A 17,252-nucleotide genomic window follows, 5' to 3' on the forward strand; every position below is an offset into this window, starting at 1 on the left:
ACTATTTATTTACTTTTTCTATAGTACTTAGCGTATTTCACATAAGCAAATCCTGCTATTACAGCAACAATCCCTAAAGTGATAAAAATGAATTTCACACTTACAATTTGATCTCCACTAGCATAAGAATGTAATCCTGCTAAATAGAAATTCACTCCAAAATACGTCATCATAATACTAGAAAACGCTAGAACAGATGCCAAGTTATACCCGAATTTACCTCTTAAACCAGGAACCAAACGCATGTGAATTACAAACGCATACACCATAATACTAATTAAAGCCCAAGTTTCTTTAGGATCCCATCCCCAGTAACGTCCCCAACTTTCGTTAGCCCACATACCTCCAAGGAAGTTTCCTATAGTTAACATGACTAAACCAATAGTTAATGCCATTTCGTTAATTACGGTTAGCTCATTTATATTAATCAGCATTTTATCCTTGTTCTCTTTATTGGTAAAAATCATAAGGAACAATACTGTTAAACCTAAAATCATACCTATAGTAAATGGTCCATAACTCCCCACAATTACTGCCACGTGAATCATTAACCAATAACTATCTAAAACGGGCTGAAGGTTTGCAATTGCAGGATCCATCCAGTTCCAATGTGCAACCATTAAAATCATCGAAGTCACTAATGCTGTTGAAGCAATAGTTAAATCACTTTTTCTTCCCAGAAGTAAACCGAATAACATCGTTGCCCAAGCCACGTAAATCATAGACTCGTAAGCATCACTCCAAGGCGCATGTCCCGAGATATACCAACGTGCAATTAATCCTAAAGTATGTAATACAAATAAGGCTACAACAATCCATTTAAACACAGTAACACTTACATTTACTGCTTTACTTTTACTCTTAAAAATTTGAACAATTAGTATAGTAAACATTAAAATTCCAGCATACAAATACCAACTAAACAGATTTTTAAAAATATCGTAATGGTTATACAGAATTTCAGTTTTCACCTTTTCATCAGAAAGCATAACATCTCCACCATATTGCAATTGCGTTTTATGAAATGCTTCTAACAACTTATTAGAATCGGTAAAATCGCCAGTTTTCTTTGCCTGATTCAACGTCATTAAATAGGCAGAAAACCCACTATTTATGAAGTTAGAATACAAAGAATCTTCAACTTTAAGCGTTCCTTCTTTATATTCAATTGAAGAGATCCATTTGTTATTATCATCATTTGGAATAGGAAAAATACGTAACGAGCGTCCTTCAATCGTATTATATAATAAATTTACATGCTGATCTGTCTCTTTAAATTCCTTTTGAAATCCGTTAGGAATTGGCGCTTTATAAGCTTCCTCTAAATAAGGTCCTAATTTATAAGCACCGCGATCTGTAAAGAAATCTGCTAAAGTCGCAAATTTCTGATCCTTTGGGATCCCTATAATCGAACGAATAGAATCTGCCTTCTTATACTTTAAAGATACAATTGGTACATTATACCACAACAACGGACTTTCGTGCATAGATAAAAACACCTGATCGGCATCTAAACCTGCGTAAGTATCGGTATTTGATAATTTACGTAACAACTCTGAAGCATACGTGTTAACAGGCATCATACGTCCGCCAATATCTTGAATAACCATATGCCCAAATTTATCGGCATGGTCTTGTGGTGCTTTATTTGCAACTAAAATAGAATCTATTTGCGCTTTTGTTGGCTTTGCTCCATGTGCATGTCCATCGTTTTCTGAATGACCTTGAGCAAATCCATTAAAAGCAAAACACAATAATAAAACCGAAAGAAGTTTAGCTTTCTTAGCTTTAATCTTGTCTAATTTTCTACGCAAATCTCCAAATCGCGTCCCTTTTGTAACTAGCGTTGCTAACATTCCGAAGTACAGTAAAAAGTATCCGATATACGTAAATAGTGTGCCATAATAATCATGATTTACAGAAAGAATTGTTCCTTGTTCGTCGGGATCGAAACCAGATTGAAAGAAGCGATAACCACGATGATCTAAAATATGATTCATAAAAATCTTATAATCGAAATCACCTTCTTCTGCATCTACAACGGTTACCTGACTAGAAAAGGCAGAATAACTATTTTCTGTTCCCGGATAACGTTCGGCTTCAAAATCGTTCAGTTTCACACTAAACGGAAGCTCTATAAGTTTAGACCCATATTTTAATGCGAAATCCAATCCACCGACTTGCACTTGTTTAAAAGCACCGTTAGTTCCTTTACCACCAAGTAAACCAACTTCTTTAGTTTCTCCATTTGCAGTAACATTAAGAATCACTCCGTCTTCATCGTTTTTAAGAAATTCTGCTTTTTTAACGATCCCGAATGTCCCCTTTACAACAGGTTTAGGAAACACAATCTGCATATCGCCAATAACATAACGAGAACGTAGAATTAAAGGTTGTAAACTATCTTTTACCAACTTCCCCGTTGCCATAGTGGCCATGGTTAAATAGTCTCCTTCAAAAGGCGAATCTATAAAAATACCATCGTCGGTAGTGGTAATATTAATCGCACCATCTGTTGGCTTATTTAAAGAAATTAATAAACTATGAATGCTCTGAACCTCTCCTGTTTTTAAAAAGTGATTATGAGGTGCACCATTACCGGCTTCCACTAATTTTAAATACGCTTCTCCATTTTCATCTGGGATAATATCTTCCTCGGCACCACCAATAAAATCAATCATTTCGATAGTAACCGGTTGTTGATCGTATTTAGTTTCAACTTTAAAACTATTTTCTAATCGCTTCGAGAAATCAACTTCTTCCTCTAAAGGCAAACGTTGTGGCACACCATCGATCATATAATCACCATCGATAAAGGCTGTGATATATGTTTTCTGAGATAAGAATGTATTTTCGGTAGCCCCCTCACGGATAGCCATCATACCTTCAAAACCAATATATCTGGTTATAAATGCTCCAAAAAGAATAAGTATAAAAGACAAATGAAGTACTAAAGACGCCCATTTTTCCTTTTTATAAAGACGGTAACGCTTAATATTACCAATAAAATTAATAACGAAAAAAACCATAATGGCTTCGAACCACCAGGTGCTATAAATTAAATTTCGGGAATATGGCGTTGGCGAAGTATCTTGTCCAGCATCAAGGAATGTACCGATAGCCATGGCTGCAGCAAAAACTAAAAACAATATTGATGTTAAACGTGTGGAAAAAAGAATCTTGGCAAGTTTATTTTGCATAGCGGTTTCTCTTGATTTTAAGTGCGCAAATTTAGCTCTTTTTGTTCGGTTGTTTGGTACGTATTAAACGCAAAGACTGTTAAAATTAACCTAATTTTAAGATGACTAAATTCTACTGTTTATTTTGTCTTGCTTGAAATATATTTAAATACAAAAATGTGCCCATTTTACGGGCTCTTTGCTTCGCATTATTAGCTATATCTCCCTCAAAAAGTTCGTCTACTGTCTGCAACCAAAAATTTAACCAAGCTCCAAAATGCTTTTCAGAAATCATATTATTATTCTCTTCGTCTACTTTTATATGTGTTTCTAAAGGATTTCCGTAGTACTTAGTTTTTAAAAACAAACTCGATTCCCAGAACGACGTCAAGCGATCGATATGTTCTGGCCAGTCGGTTATTATTGGTTCAAAAAAAGGACCTAAAAAATCGTCTTTTCTAATTTTTGCATAAAATGTAGACACGAGTTTATGCACATCTTTACGGTCTTTAATATCAGATTTTATAACATCCATTACTTTAAAATTTAAATTCATATAAAGTGAATAGCAAATATAGTTTACATAAAATTAAAGAAGCTGATTACCACTTAATAAGTAAATATGACTTGCAAACTTTTGAATTTATTTAGGTATAGCAATAAAATATTTTTAAAAAATGTATTTTAGCAGGATGATTTCAGTCGTATTACTTGGTGCAGGAAATGTCGCCACTCATTTATATAAAGTGTTTCATAATTCTAATGCAATTACTGTAACACAATGGTACAATAGGCATATTGATAAAATATCCACCTATAAAAATGAAGTTTCTATTACCGATTCCCTTTCAGAATTAGTAGAAGCCGACATCTATATTTTGGCGGTTAGTGACGATTCAATTTCTACCGTGTCTGAAGCTTTACCGTTTCAAGACCGTTTTGTGGTGCATACCTCAGGAACAGCAAGTCTTTACGATTTGGATGAAACACATAGACGAGGTGTTTTTTATCCGTTACAAACCTTTACAAAAGATGCGGATATTGATTTTAATAACATTCCTTTATGTATTGAAGCATTAAAAAAGACAGATTTTAAATTACTAAAAAAATTAGCAGAAGCCATTGGGAGTAAAGACTACAAAGTCTCTACAGAGCAACGTAAGCGCTTACATATCGCGGCGGTTTTTGCAAATAATTTCACCAATCAGATGTATCGTATTGCTCACGAAATCACTGAAGCCAATCAAATAGAATTCGACGTTTTAAAACCTTTAATCCTTGAAACGGCTAAAAAAATTCAGAATATGTCGCCTTATATGGCTCAAACTGGACCAGCAACGCGTGGTGACAAGCAAACCATTAAGAAGCACTTAAATCTAATTGAAAACCCGCAACATAAAGCAATATACAAGCTATTAACCGAATCAATAACAGATACTCATGGAAGAAAAAAGCTATAAAGAATACTTAGAACATATTACCACTTTTATTTTTGATGTGGACGGTGTTTTAACCGATGGAAACGTAACGGTTACCACGACAGGAGAAATGCTTAGAGTGATGAATATTAAAGATGGTTACGCCTTAAAAACGGCGATAGATGCAGGTTATAAGATTTGTATTATCTCTGGAGGCTCTAATGAAGGTGTACGTAAACGTTTAGAAGGTTTAGGCATTACCGATATCTTTTTGGGCGCTCATAACAAACTAGATCAGTTAGATGAGTATGTTCAAAAACACAACATTAAAACAGAAAACATACTTTATATGGGCGACGACATTCCAGATTTCCCTGTGATGCTCGTTGTAGGTTTACCAACTTGTCCGCAAGATGCCGTTCCTGAAATTAAAAACATATCGAAATATGTATCTCATAAAAATGGTGGAAAAGGTGCAGTAAGAGATGTTATTGAACAAGTACTAAAAGTACAAGGTAATTGGAGTGGTAATTTCAACTCGAAATACGATTAACATGAAGGTGTTAAACCTGATACGTTGGAAAAACCTGTTACTCCTTGTTCTTGTTCAAACACTGCTTAAATATGCTTTATTTCCTGTATTTCCAGTAAACTCGGCTTTACAGGATTGGCAATTTGCCATTCTCGTTTTAGCAACCTTATGTCTTGCTTCTGCTGGAAATATTATAAATGATATTTACGATGTAGAAACCGATACTGTAAACAAACCCCATCGGGTTATAATTGGTCGATTTATATCGGAATCTACAGCCTATAATTTATTTATGGCATTAAATGTTGTAGGTGTTGGCTTGGGGTTTTATTTATCTCATGCTATTGGAAAAAGTAGTTTTTTTGCGCTATTTGTTATTATCTCAGCACTACTCTATTTATACGCCAGTTATTTAAAACGCAGCTGTCTGATAGGCAATATTATAATTTCTATTTTAGTAAGCTTAAGTCTAATTATTGTTGGATTATTTGATTTAATTCCTGCCATTACCTTCGAGAATCAAGATAACCAACGCATGGTTTTTAAACTTATTTTGGGATATGCAGGCATGGCCTTTCTCCTCAACTTTATCCGCGAAATTGTTAAAGATATAGAAGATATAAATGGAGACTACGTCGCAGGCATGCAAACCTTACCCATTTTAATTGGGAGAAACAGAGCTTCTAAAGTTGCATTTGTATTATCCTGTATCCCGTTATTAGGTCTAGTATATTATCTAATTACCTATTTATATAGTAAACCGCTTGAAGTTGGCTATTTTACTTTTTTTATTATTGGTCCTATGTTATATATCCTGTTTGAACTTTTTGGTGCGAAATCTAAAAAGGACTATCACAAAATTAGTAATGCGCTTAAATTAGTTATGCTAACGGGTGTATTATCCTTACTTTTATATCCATTAACACTAACGTAATGCTCCATAACAACATAAATAATTACAACCTAATTTTGGCTTCAGGATCTCCAAGGCGTCAACAATTTTTTAAAGATTTAGGTTTAGATTTTACTATTGAATTAAAGCCTGTAGACGAGGTGTTTCCTCCACGTTTACGTCATTTCGAAATCAGTGATTATTTAGCGCAACTTAAAGCGCTTCCTTTTAAAGCGGAATTAAAACTAAACGATATTTTAATTACTAGCGACACCATTGTCTGGAATAATAACACCGCTTTAGGAAAACCTAAGACAGAAACTGAAGCTTTCGAAATGCTGAAATCTTTAAGTAACAAAACACATGAAGTTATTACATCTGTTTGCTTTACATCTTTGGGCTTCGAAAAAACAGTAAATTCTGTAACAAAAGTGACTTTTAAAGTACTTACAGACGCCGAAATTAACTACTACATAAAAAACTTTAAACCCTTCGATAAGGCCGGCGGATATGGCATACAAGAATGGATTGGCTATATTGGCGTAAGTAAACTGGAAGGTTCTTATTTTAATGTTATGGGACTTCCTACAGATGTTGTATATCGTGTATTAAATGACATGGTTTCATAAATAACATCAATCATATAGTTCCTAAAAGACGTTCTGATTGTTGTTTCCTTCTTCTATATTGGTAATTCAATGCATTTCAAAACTCTTTTAAAGTCATCGTTTATAGTACAATATTCATAAATATTTTAGGTTTTAATGTCACTAGAATTCTTTTAATACAATGTTAATCTACACCTCATTCTTAATTAGACTCCTATTTAGATGCTTTATTTAGGCTGCCATGAATTCTACCCCCTTGTCTACACAATTCTTTTGTTGTTCAATAATAGGCTTGAGATTGGGATTATTATAAAATTTTAAACTGTTCAACTTTAAGGCAAGTTAACCAACAAGGTTAATTATTTAATCTAACAGGAATATAAATATTGAACCTAAAATAGATAAAAAAGAGTAATATCTTTACGCTTATAATTTAGATGGAATAATTATGCTGAAATTTTCATATACTATGCTTCTTTTATTAATAATTGCAACGGTACAAGCACAAAATACCAAGACTAATATTGGTATAAACCTAACGGGATACGAACGTTATTGGGAAGGAAAAACGTTAAATTACAAAGACCTAATTACCGATATTGACGAGGTGCATCGCAATGGTATTAACGACATAAGACTCCCTGTTTCATTTGAATATCAATTTGATAAAGAATCAAGAAATAGGTTTTTAAGAGATTTACGTAAAATCGCAAAATATATTAAGAAAAAAAACATGACTCTAATTGTGTGCTATTTTGACCATACAATTAATAAAGAGACTAATTTCACTAATGTTAATACTATAAAAAGCAATTGGAAATTAATTAGCCATGCCTTAAAAAAATATTCTGATCATGTTTACTATGAGCTCGTAAATGAACCCAATTTATACCCAGATCAATGGGACGCTATTGTACCCGAAATTGTTTCTGAAATAAGAAAAGAAGACGAAAACACAAAAATACTTATTGGAGCAACAAACTATAATAGTATTTATGAATTATCTAGAAAAAAACCTTTTCCTTATAAAAATATTATTTACATCTTTCATTTTTATGAACCTTTTATATTTACTCATCAAGGTGCGGATTGGGTTGGAGATCAGACTAAAACTATAAATATTCCTTATCCCTATAATGCAGATAAAATGCCAAGCATGGATAATAATGCAATTGGAACGCCTGGAGAAGTTAACTATAATGACTACAAAGACATGGCTAACAAAACGTCTTTAAGTCATAAAATAGATATTATTTCAAAATGGGCAAAACTAAATAATGTTGAAATATGGTGTACAGAATTTGGAGCGATTAATACAATCGCACCAGAATATAGGTGTGCATATTTTAAGGATGTTACTGATATTTTTAAATCTTATAATATAAAATGTTACTTATGGGAGTATAACGGGAACTTTGGAATATCTGACAACGATAACATTTTAAATTGCTTATAATTATTTTACAACCTTAACAATAGTAAACGAATTAGAATAGTAAACGACATCAGTCCATTCAGAATAAATGCTGAATTTATTATTCTTAATGTTTTTTAAATTAGCATCTACTTTATCTAAAAAGTGATAAGGCGATTTTGTGTTTGTTATAATAATGTAATCACAATGGTTATAAGGGTCATAAGTTGCTTTTTCAAATTCATCTGAACTATTAGAAATGAAATAATTATTTTTACTATTATAGGCTATTATTGGATACAGAATTGATCTATCAGATAGTATAACGGAATTTTCAGGCGTGTTTGAAGCTAAAAATTCTCCCGCTTTTTTATATTCTAATAAAACGCTGTTCTGTTCCTTTTCAACAACACTCTTGTAATAAATCTGCTCTGAAGTAAATGATGATTTTTTTAAATATAAATATTCACCATAAATACTTACCACAAATAAACAAGCATAAAAGAAATAGCTTAATTTCTTTAGTTTAAAAAACTTATAAGGTGTTGTGGCTATAGATGCGAGACCACAAGCAATAAGAATCGTATAATAAGACAAACTCATATAGTCTGTAATGCTATCCCTTACCAAAGTGTACAATAGTATTGGCGCCAGTAATAAAATAAATATTTTTAATCCTTTTTTATAATGTATAATTAATTCGAACAGATAAATTGGCATTAAAAAAATCACAATATCAAGGAACGAAAAATCATTAACTGTTCTATTATTTAAGCCAACGAGAGTATCTGGTTCTAATAAACTAAAAAAGCTATTTCCATTCCATTTAGTTTCTAATGAATCGAAAAAATAAAAGGAATCATTCCCCATTAAATAATTAATAAACAAATACAATAGTAAAGTTGTAACAGGGAAAAAACCTATTATAAATACCATAGAAACTAGACGCCCTCTTAACTTTCGTCTTAACGAGCGATGCTGTGTAATCTTAATATATTTAATAATAATATTGGCAGATCTTAATCCTTTTACCCCGTATATACTAAATACAAATGCATATAATAATAAGAGAAGTAAAAGCCATAAAATTCTATAATCTAAGAAAACTGCTAAACTTAAAATGATACTAAGTATCGTAATATGGTAGGTTGTAAATTTTTTAATATAATTAAACAAGTAGTAAAAAATTAAAAAATACAATGCAAAAAAAGCATAAACAGAAGTCCCTGATGTTGCAGCATAAATAGTCACAGGACTAAATAAGAAGTACAAAAACAAAAGTCCCTTAATTACATTATTTTTTTCTTGCCCTACAATGGTAACCACAGTAGTAGCAAGCAGAGACATATAGAATACAGAAGCAAAAAACGGTGCATCTTCTGGACTAAATATAGAAAAAGGATAAGATAACATATTTGTTATCAACGGATAAGACAAGAAAAAGTTTTTAACCAACTCACCGCCTTCAAATAAGGTAGTAACATGACTCGTAATAAACAGCGGTTCAAAATTTAAATAGCCATCTTCTCGTATTACTGTTATTATAAAACTAAAAAAAGCTATATAAATAAACCAGATTGCAAAAAAGACTATTGTAGAACTCTTTGACTTAATTTTATCCATACCTTGTTTAATTCTTCTTTTTAGTTAAACCATGATTGGTTTTTTCCCAATAAAAAGGTTTGGTTATTAATTGATGTAATCCTTTGTAAGCAGAAATTGAGTGCATTAGCCAATATACAGGATTTGCTAAAGCATATATTATTAATGAATATGATCGTCGTTTAAAAATAGCAATCATATTCGTATAAATCATAATTAGGTTTCCCAAAGTAAAATTAATTATGGAAATAATAATCAACCAATCTGGAAAAAGTAATTCTATCCATTTGCTTTTAAAAAAAATATAAATAAGTAAAAAAAGTAATAGAATAGGATAACTTAAAAATGTAAATACTGTTCCTCCAATAAAAAACTGAAACCCAAAGAAACCTCTAGTTCCAATAGATTTGTATAACTTAATGGGGTTACGCATGTGTACCAAATACGTTTGCATATAACCTTTAATCCATCGCGAACGTTGACGTATCCAGTTAAAAAACTCATTATTAGCTTCCTCGTAAGTCGTAGAATCTAACACCGTAATTTTATAATCTTTCGCATAACAACGCAATCCTAAATCGGCATCCTCGGTAACATTAAAACCGTCCCAACCTCCAAGTTCCATCAGTTTATCAAACTTAAAATGATTACTTGTTCCTCCTAACGGAATTGGAATCCTAAGATTATCTAGCCCTGGCAACATATAATCAAACCAATATGAATACTCTAGAGTAAACATTTTAGTAAGAAAATTTTCATTCTTATTAAAGTAATTTAAGGCACATTGTATCGCGATATAATCTTCTGGAAGCTTTTGAAATAACTTATACGTTTGTTTTAATTGATCACTATCTGGTATATCTTCTGCATCATATATTGTTAAATATTTTCCTTTAGAAAAATACAAACCATAATTACATGCTTTAGGTTTCGTTTTAGGCTGGGCATAGGGAATAATTACCGGTTCAAAATTAGTAGGGAACTTCATTTCCCTAATTGCATTATAAGTCATTTCATCATCCGACTCAATCAGCAATTTAGCATCCAACTTTTCAATAGGATAATCTAAATTATTTAAATTCCAGACTAGTTTCTGAATGACTTCAGATTCTTTAAATACTGGTAAATGAATAGTATAAATAGGTAGATCTTTATCCTTAATTAATTCAATTTCTTCTTTGCTAACTTTACTTTCCAGCTCTGTTTTAGAGCCGTAAATAGTAAGCATAAATTTAAATAGGATAGAGAATAATAAGAATAGATTTAATAATAAGTTAGCTCCAATTAAGGTGTCAATAAAATTGAAATATAAAAATATTAAAAAAATCAAAAACATAACCCCTAAGGCAATAACTTGCTTAAGTGTGAACGTTTCGATAGCACAACTATTAGGGTCGTTTTCATATAAATTAAAAACCGATTTATGTAAAATCTCACCACCATACTTAATGTGCAGTGCTTTTATTAAATCTAACTCATTAGTCACAAATATTTCAGAAACCGTGACTTTTAATTCTTCTTCTACTAGTCTAATATTGTTAATATCCGAAGGGTCTGCTACAACAAAAGCAATTTTATTATTATGCTCAATAGGAAATATTAATGTATCTAAAAACAGAGTAAAACGTTCATGAGTATCAGAAAAAGACTTGTAATCTTCAATGTTATCACAATTAATATTGTACGTAGGAAAATTGTATGCTTCTAAGACTTTATTGTAATGAAAACGAGATATAAAACCATGATTAAGAGCCGTTTTAAGAAAAGACTTATTTAATTTAACTTTAAACCTTTCTATTTCAGAAACTTGCTTATCAGTCAGCAGTTCGCTTTCTATAAATAGTTCTTTTCTATGTATGTTAATATTAAAACTCGCCATACAATTATAGTTTTATAACACTAAATATTTGCCACCCTCTACCAATAGACACATTTCTGTCCCATAAATCGGTAAAGCCACCAGCATATAAAGCAAATTTCGGGTTAAATTCATACCCTAAATTTAGGGTTGCTTTCACATAATCGAAATCTGTGGTCACTTGAATATTATTTTGAGATACTGTAAAGTCGTCCCCTCTTGACATTAGCACTTCTAAACTACCTAAGACTAAAAATTTTTCTGTAATTCTATATCCTTGTGTACCATATAATTTAAGTTGAAGTGGGCCGCCATCGTAAAACTTTTTCGCACTAAGTGATAATTGATGAAAATTATCGTTAATTCCCATCCATTCAGAATTTCCTGAAACATTAATTCTTAACTCGTTTCCCACTTTACCAAAGCCTGTAAATGGTTTCTCATCATTTTTATAGCCAGGAATAATTGTTGTAAATGATCCTGTTAAATAATGGTACTTCCCTAGATTTTTTAAGTGCATGGTTACACCTAATTCTATATCTCCAAATTCACTGTTTTCATCTAATGTAAAATCATCTGAATAGGTACTTTTAACATAGGGTAAAGTTCCAATTAAACTTAATTTACGACTTATTAACGCCGTCGAAAAATAGAGTTTATATGTATAATTTTCATAAAAACCATTATTGTCAAAATCAGACTTATTACCATCTTCATCTCTTTTAGTATCTGTATAATAATGAGATACATATGGAGACAGTAAGATCTCCCCTTTACCTTCTAGCCATGAGTTTTCACCTTTGAACCATGAATTTTCATCCTGCATCTCCGGTTCTTGACCTTGTAACATTGGGGTTTGTGAATAACATACGCATGCATTCAGAAATAAAAGAAGAAGAACAATTTTAATTTTCATCTTTAATTTTTGCTTTAGACTCTTTAGATTTTTGATAAATAAACATTAAAATTAGTATCACTAATATTAACAATACAGAAACGATAAACAATCTGTATTTACCCCAAAACTCATTTAGTAAAGAGCTTAATTTAGTTTTGTCTTGATTGTTTTTTATGACTCTTAGGTCAAAAAAGTAAGCGTCATTGCTCTCTGCAACAATTACATTTCCTGTATTTGAAATGGTTTGTTCTCTAATATTAGAAACTAATGATGATAAAGTACTTTCTTTATAATCCTGTGGTACATTGATTAACATAACAGGAGAATCATTATAATAGAAAAGTTGATTGAATCCCATTTCCTTTTGATATTCTAAATTAAAGAACAAACTAAATTCTTCTAACAGCTGACTGTACTCTTCAGAGTCAAATTCTACTGTGTTATCTTTAAATTTAATAAATGTAGCATCTCCATAAAAGTCAGTAAACTTATCGCCATTAGCACTAATAATGATTTTAGACGTTTCTGCATCTGCTTTAATATCGTTTAAATTAGCAGCTTTAATTTGAGGGTAAATAAACCCTAACAACCCTGCTTCTCCTGGATTAATAATATCGATTAATTCGGAAAGCGTACTAACTAGTTTCTCTTCTGCTCCTAAATCGGTATAAATAGCTAACGGTTTCGATTGAAAGTTTTCTGGAAATCTAAAAAATGATAAAGATGAAGACACATCATATCCAACAGGCTTAAAGTATGAATTTATGTTATCTATTTGACCATAAAAATTTGCTGGAGCGATCTCACACAAACCACCTTTAGGAATAAAATAAAACTCATATTTAAAATTATTATCTTGTTCCATTACAATATCATCAAAATCAAAATCAATATTTAATTCGCCGGTATTGTCTAACTTGTAAGACTTTAAAAAATTATCGTTAAAATATAAGTTAAAATAACCATGTTCCTTCTCATCTAAAGGTCTGTATTTACCTTTAATGCTAACGTTCATTTTCTTTACATTAGATCCAAATTTAGCTCTTGGAATAGAGATATTAGAGCGTAAATACCCAATACCTTCCAGCACACCATTTTGTGCATCTAACTGTTTAAAATAAATTGGATCGTAATCTTTTCTTTCTGGAATATCCAACAACTTGGTTTGTTTGTTAACAAACACATAATCAACATAAGACGAATTTAATAAGTGTTTTTGCAGCATGATATTAGCTGCTTTACTAAATCCTAATTCTGTTTTTCCGGTAACCACTATATTTAGTCCACTATAAACCTCTAAGGTTTCTGGATCTTCATATTCATCTTTAAAAACACTAACTAAACCGGCATCTTCATTTTTAAATTCAGGAAGTTTTTTTGATATTTTATCACTTAACTTATCAAAAGGCATTAAGACAATGGCATTATTAAGGACACTTTCATTAAAGTCTTCAATATTTTTAATTTCTAAGTCTAAACCATAAACACGCTTTAAATAGAACTTAATATAAGATGCATATTGTATATTATCTATATCGTTTTCTTTGTCTAAAACAATATATTTAAGATCCGGAATGGTATAACTAATCGTCTTTTCTACAACCGTTTTCTTACTAGGTAAAACGTTATAAGAGAAAAAAGAATTGTCTGTTAGTTTAACCCAAAAACCACCTTCAGAATATATTTCACAAATATCATCACCAATTCTTAAATTAGTTTTTACCGTTAATTTTATAAACCCAGAAACGATGTGTTTTTCTTTAACAGGTATTTTAAAACTAACAATCTGATTTTGATCTTTAAGAAATCGCGTTTCTATAGGTGTATCTGCTAATAATATCGAAATATAACTCTGATCAAAATTAAGTACACTCGAACAAGCAAACTCCAAATTAATATAACTATTTAAGACATCAATGTTCTCGTTAACTGGAATATAAATATTTTCTACTCCCTTAGAACCGTCAATAGTTATTTCATCGGCATAGTCATACGCGTTAAAATACTCTACCACCTGACTGTACCCTGTTGTCTGTAGGCCTAACAAAATTGTTAATAAAATAAAATAATATTTTTTCATCATCACTTAGTTTTGTTTAAATGTTTTGAATTGAATTTTAAGTTCGAATCCCATGTTTTCTGAAGATACATAACTAAAATACCCATTCATTTTTTCCGTTAATTGTTTAGAAATTCTTAGTCCTATTTTCACACTATCACTGTGTTTTTTATAATCGTAATTTACAAATTCAAGATCTCTAAAATAAGATTCTATCTCTGATGTATTTATACCACTTGTTTTATTAGCTACACTAAAAAAGGTGTATTTTTCATTGGTATCTATGGTTACTTCTATATCATCATTTTCATCAGAAAAAATAACCATGAAATTTAAAATATTGTAAAGTATCGTATTAAATATTTTCTTATTACCGACAATTTGAGGATTGACAGCAATTAACTGTTCTATGAAATTAATATTTTTCCCAACTATTTGATTGGTAAATGATTTAATAACATTTTGATAAATTTTTAAAACGTCTACCTTATCTGTAGAATAATTCTTTTTACTGGTATCTAAATTGGTCGGTCTAAAATACACCGAACTTTGATTTCTTAAATTTTGAATTAAGTCATCTAATTTTTTAATTTTTTTCTTTTTTTCTTCGCTTGTATCATCTTCAATTTGAGCAACAACATCATTAATTTTATTTAAGTCATTACTAATTTGTTGAAACAAAAACTTAGCTTCATTTTCTTTCTTTACAACTTTACTCTGAAGCGATTTATAACTCGTTTGTACGTCAGATAACTCCCCGCCTAAATAACTAATTTTCTCATCTGCTCTAATCTGTACACCAATGCGTTCTACAAGCATACTCCTTCTCACTTTAGGAAAGAAAAAACTCATAAAACCTAATAATAGAAACAAATATCCCCCATTATTTAAAATTTGATAAGGGTCTGTAATCTCCCCCATAAGTACTAAAACAAAGAATGTCGCAACAACTAACATATACTGAATAAAGCTATTGATTATAGACCAAACAGCAAAAGTATTAAAGGCTACAAACAAAGCAATAAGTAAGGATGTGTAGATCATTCTATTTTCGGTTCCTGAATTGGAAATAGAAATTAAAGCCAAAAAATTAAACGAGAATAATGTTAAATGAATTAAGAGATTAGGTGTTTTGTATTTCTGTGTGAAAAATTTATAGGCAAAATAAAAGAATACGAGTAAAAACAGTTTTAGAAGCACAAAGTCTAACCAATTTTTACTTAAAATTATAACATCTAAAAAAATTGTAAATAAGATTACAGCAATCATACTCCAAAAAATTGTTTTACCAATTTTCCATAATTCCTTCTGTAACTCTTTTTCTTTTTGTAATTCCTTTTTCAAAATATATTATTAAAAATTAAAGAGATTAAAGTGTTTTATACTGCCGATTTTTTTTTAAAATTCTAAACCTTCTAAAAACTGGTGCAATGTATATATACATAAATGTACAAATAAAACAATTACGTTCAACTACTTAATTAAAAGATTATCTTCCATTTTAGTAATAATAGTAGTACGTAATTATATACTTTTGTATAAAATATTAAATTCTGCATTATGAAAATATTAGTTATAGACGACAGTAACGTTATTAGAGAATTGATTAAGCACAGTTTAAAAGATAATGATCACTCGATTACTTATGCAACCGATGGTAGTGATGCTATAGAAAAAATTAAAAACGACACCCCTTTCCTTGTTATTACAGACCTTATGATGCCACATGTTTCTGGACTGGAACTTGTAACTTGGATTAAAGAAAACTATAACGATCAAATAAAAATTATTGTATTAACGGCTTTAGGAGAAGAAGACGTTGTCTTGGAAGCTTTTTCTTTAGGAATAGACGATTTTATAACAAAGCCTTTTGATCCTAAAGATTTATCTTTAAGAATAAAAAGATTTGAAATGTAAATACCTTTCATTTCAATAAAATTAAAAAACAGGAATACGCTATCTAGCAAAAAATATTTCGTTTTATTTAATTCTATTCGTCTCTAATTATTAACAAAGAGTTCTCGAGAAATCGATCTTCATATGGTTTTAAACTAAACACATCACCTAAATCAGGTAAGACCTTAGTGTGGCATACCTAAACCGTTACATATATTATAAGACCTCTGCCTTAATACTATGGTACTTTATCAAGATATTGTATACCTTATTTTAAACGTTATGGCATCGTAAATATTTTATAAATTGTAGTTTCCTTAGACTATCTTTGTTTCTTTTAATTCTATATAATTTTATGTTTTTTCAAAATCATTTTAAGATTATTATTTCTAGTATAATTCTACTATTTATCCTCTTAATTATTAGATACATTTCGATCATACTAATCAAGAAAATGGGTAGAAAAAGTGGTATTAACGAAGCGCGAATTCAACTTATTCAGCGCTATTCTACGGTCACTTTATTTTTCATAGGCCTCCTATTTTTATCTGTAATTATGGGCGCTAAACCAGAAGATTTAGCTTTAGTATTTTCTTCTGTTTTTGCTGTTATTGGTATTGCTTTATTTGCGATTTGGTCTATTTTAAGTAATATTACTTCTGGCGTTATAATGTTTTTCTCGTTTCCTTATAAAGTAGGAGACAAAATAAGTATTCATGATAAGGATTTCCCTATTGAAGCTGTTATTGAAGATATCCGTGCGTTTCAATTGCATTTAAGATTAGATAATGGCAATTTAGTCACTTATCCTAACAATTTAATATTACAAAAAGCCGTAACTTTAGTTCAGAAGGATGCAATAACCGATGGTCATGATGCCGTTTAATATGAGTTAT

The 17,252-nt window shown here is 30.6% G+C and carries 14 protein-coding genes; 7 read left to right on the forward strand and 7 right to left on the reverse strand.

What is annotated here, in order from left to right:
• Window positions 1-5: 5 nt before the first annotated feature.
• The gene (locus ACFFVB_RS04980) at window positions 6-3,200 is read right to left on the reverse strand and encodes a cytochrome c biogenesis protein CcsA (RefSeq protein ID WP_382381611.1); all 3,195 of its coding nucleotides are present in this window, start codon (window positions 3,198-3,200) and stop codon (window positions 6-8) included.
• A gap of 112 nt (window positions 3,201-3,312) precedes the next feature.
• The gene (locus ACFFVB_RS04985; RefSeq protein WP_382381612.1) at window positions 3,313-3,714 is read right to left on the reverse strand and encodes a group III truncated hemoglobin; all 402 of its coding nucleotides are present in this window, start codon (window positions 3,712-3,714) and stop codon (window positions 3,313-3,315) included.
• A gap of 142 nt (window positions 3,715-3,856) precedes the next feature.
• Between ACFFVB_RS04985 and ACFFVB_RS04990 the strand changes: the two genes are divergently transcribed.
• The 5 genes from ACFFVB_RS04990 (at window position 3,857) to ACFFVB_RS05010 (ending at window position 8,085) form a co-directional block, all read left to right on the forward strand.
• Complete coding sequence (locus ACFFVB_RS04990) at window positions 3,857-4,639, forward strand: Rossmann-like and DUF2520 domain-containing protein (RefSeq protein ID WP_382381613.1); 783 nt, start codon at window positions 3,857-3,859, stop codon at window positions 4,637-4,639.
• The gene (locus tag ACFFVB_RS04995; RefSeq protein WP_382381614.1) at window positions 4,620-5,150 is read left to right on the forward strand and encodes a KdsC family phosphatase; all 531 of its coding nucleotides are present in this window, start codon (window positions 4,620-4,622) and stop codon (window positions 5,148-5,150) included. Before ACFFVB_RS04990 ends, ACFFVB_RS04995 begins: the two co-directional genes overlap by 20 nt.
• Window position 5,151: 1 nt before the next feature.
• Window positions 5,152-6,063 carry a geranylgeranylglycerol-phosphate geranylgeranyltransferase gene (locus ACFFVB_RS05000; RefSeq protein ID WP_382381615.1) on the forward strand — a complete coding sequence of 304 codons (912 nt, stop codon included), beginning with the start codon at window positions 5,152-5,154 and terminating at the stop codon, window positions 6,061-6,063.
• Window positions 6,063-6,650, forward strand: a complete 588-nt coding sequence (locus ACFFVB_RS05005) for a Maf family nucleotide pyrophosphatase (protein ID WP_382381616.1) — start codon at window positions 6,063-6,065, stop codon at window positions 6,648-6,650. The genes ACFFVB_RS05000 and ACFFVB_RS05005 overlap by 1 nt, the downstream gene beginning before the upstream one ends.
• A 427-nt stretch (window positions 6,651-7,077) precedes the next feature.
• The gene (locus tag ACFFVB_RS05010; protein ID WP_382381617.1) at window positions 7,078-8,085 is read left to right on the forward strand and encodes a glycoside hydrolase family 5 protein; all 1,008 of its coding nucleotides are present in this window, start codon (window positions 7,078-7,080) and stop codon (window positions 8,083-8,085) included.
• On the opposite strand, the gene ACFFVB_RS05015 is transcribed toward ACFFVB_RS05010, so the two are convergent.
• From ACFFVB_RS05015 to ACFFVB_RS05035, 5 genes are read right to left on the reverse strand one after another with little or no spacing between them, the layout of a single operon-like run.
• On the reverse strand, window positions 8,086-9,666 hold the full coding sequence (locus tag ACFFVB_RS05015) for a hypothetical protein (RefSeq protein ID WP_382381618.1): 1,581 nt from the start codon (window positions 9,664-9,666) through the stop codon (window positions 8,086-8,088).
• Window positions 9,667-9,673: 7 nt separating this feature from the next.
• Entirely contained in the window at window positions 9,674-11,524 is a 1,851-nt protein-coding gene (locus tag ACFFVB_RS05020; RefSeq protein ID WP_382381619.1) for a glycosyltransferase family 2 protein, read from the reverse strand.
• A 4-nt stretch (window positions 11,525-11,528) separates the two neighbouring features.
• The gene (locus tag ACFFVB_RS05025) at window positions 11,529-12,419 is read right to left on the reverse strand and encodes a hypothetical protein (protein ID WP_382381620.1); all 891 of its coding nucleotides are present in this window, start codon (window positions 12,417-12,419) and stop codon (window positions 11,529-11,531) included.
• Window positions 12,409-14,481: a cellulose biosynthesis cyclic di-GMP-binding regulatory protein BcsB gene (locus ACFFVB_RS05030; protein ID WP_382381621.1), complete on the reverse strand. Its 2,073-nt coding sequence runs from the start codon at window positions 14,479-14,481 to the stop codon at window positions 12,409-12,411. Before ACFFVB_RS05030 ends, ACFFVB_RS05025 begins: the two co-directional genes overlap by 11 nt.
• A 6-nt stretch (window positions 14,482-14,487) precedes the next feature.
• The gene (locus ACFFVB_RS05035) at window positions 14,488-15,804 is read right to left on the reverse strand and encodes an ATP-binding protein (protein WP_382381622.1); all 1,317 of its coding nucleotides are present in this window, start codon (window positions 15,802-15,804) and stop codon (window positions 14,488-14,490) included.
• Window positions 15,805-16,020: 216 nt separating this feature from the next.
• Here ACFFVB_RS05035 and ACFFVB_RS05040 point away from each other — a divergent pair, with 216 nt between their 5' ends.
• Both ACFFVB_RS05040 and ACFFVB_RS05045 read left to right on the forward strand, forming a co-directional pair.
• The gene (locus tag ACFFVB_RS05040; RefSeq protein WP_382381623.1) at window positions 16,021-16,377 is read left to right on the forward strand and encodes a response regulator; all 357 of its coding nucleotides are present in this window, start codon (window positions 16,021-16,023) and stop codon (window positions 16,375-16,377) included.
• 334 nt (window positions 16,378-16,711) lie between these two features.
• Window positions 16,712-17,242 carry a mechanosensitive ion channel domain-containing protein gene (locus ACFFVB_RS05045; protein WP_382381624.1) on the forward strand — a complete coding sequence of 177 codons (531 nt, stop codon included), beginning with the start codon at window positions 16,712-16,714 and terminating at the stop codon, window positions 17,240-17,242.
• Window positions 17,243-17,252: the final 10 nt, after the last annotated feature.

It is taken from the genome of Formosa undariae, from assembly GCF_042427615.1.
GTDB lineage: Bacteria > Bacteroidota > Bacteroidia > Flavobacteriales > Flavobacteriaceae > Formosa > Formosa undariae.

Coding starts and splice junctions, on each gene's coding strand:
- ACFFVB_RS04980 (WP_382381611.1), bottom strand. CDS start 3,200: ATGCAAAATAAACTTGCCAAGATTCTTTTTTCCACACGTTTAACATCA.
- ACFFVB_RS04985 (WP_382381612.1), bottom strand. CDS start 3,714: ATGGATGTTATAAAATCTGATATTAAAGACCGTAAAGATGTGCATAAA.
- ACFFVB_RS04990 (WP_382381613.1), top strand. CDS start 3,857: ATGTATTTTAGCAGGATGATTTCAGTCGTATTACTTGGTGCAGGAAAT.
- ACFFVB_RS04995 (WP_382381614.1), top strand. CDS start 4,620: ATGGAAGAAAAAAGCTATAAAGAATACTTAGAACATATTACCACTTTT.
- ACFFVB_RS05000 (WP_382381615.1), top strand. CDS start 5,152: ATGAAGGTGTTAAACCTGATACGTTGGAAAAACCTGTTACTCCTTGTT.
- ACFFVB_RS05005 (WP_382381616.1), top strand. CDS start 6,063: ATGCTCCATAACAACATAAATAATTACAACCTAATTTTGGCTTCAGGA.
- ACFFVB_RS05010 (WP_382381617.1), top strand. CDS start 7,078: ATGCTGAAATTTTCATATACTATGCTTCTTTTATTAATAATTGCAACG.
- ACFFVB_RS05015 (WP_382381618.1), bottom strand. CDS start 9,666: ATGGATAAAATTAAGTCAAAGAGTTCTACAATAGTCTTTTTTGCAATC.
- ACFFVB_RS05020 (WP_382381619.1), bottom strand. CDS start 11,524: ATGGCGAGTTTTAATATTAACATACATAGAAAAGAACTATTTATAGAA.
- ACFFVB_RS05025 (WP_382381620.1), bottom strand. CDS start 12,419: ATGAAAATTAAAATTGTTCTTCTTCTTTTATTTCTGAATGCATGCGTA.
- ACFFVB_RS05030 (WP_382381621.1), bottom strand. CDS start 14,481: ATGAAAAAATATTATTTTATTTTATTAACAATTTTGTTAGGCCTACAG.
- ACFFVB_RS05040 (WP_382381623.1), top strand. CDS start 16,021: ATGAAAATATTAGTTATAGACGACAGTAACGTTATTAGAGAATTGATT.
- ACFFVB_RS05045 (WP_382381624.1), top strand. CDS start 16,712: ATGTTTTTTCAAAATCATTTTAAGATTATTATTTCTAGTATAATTCTA.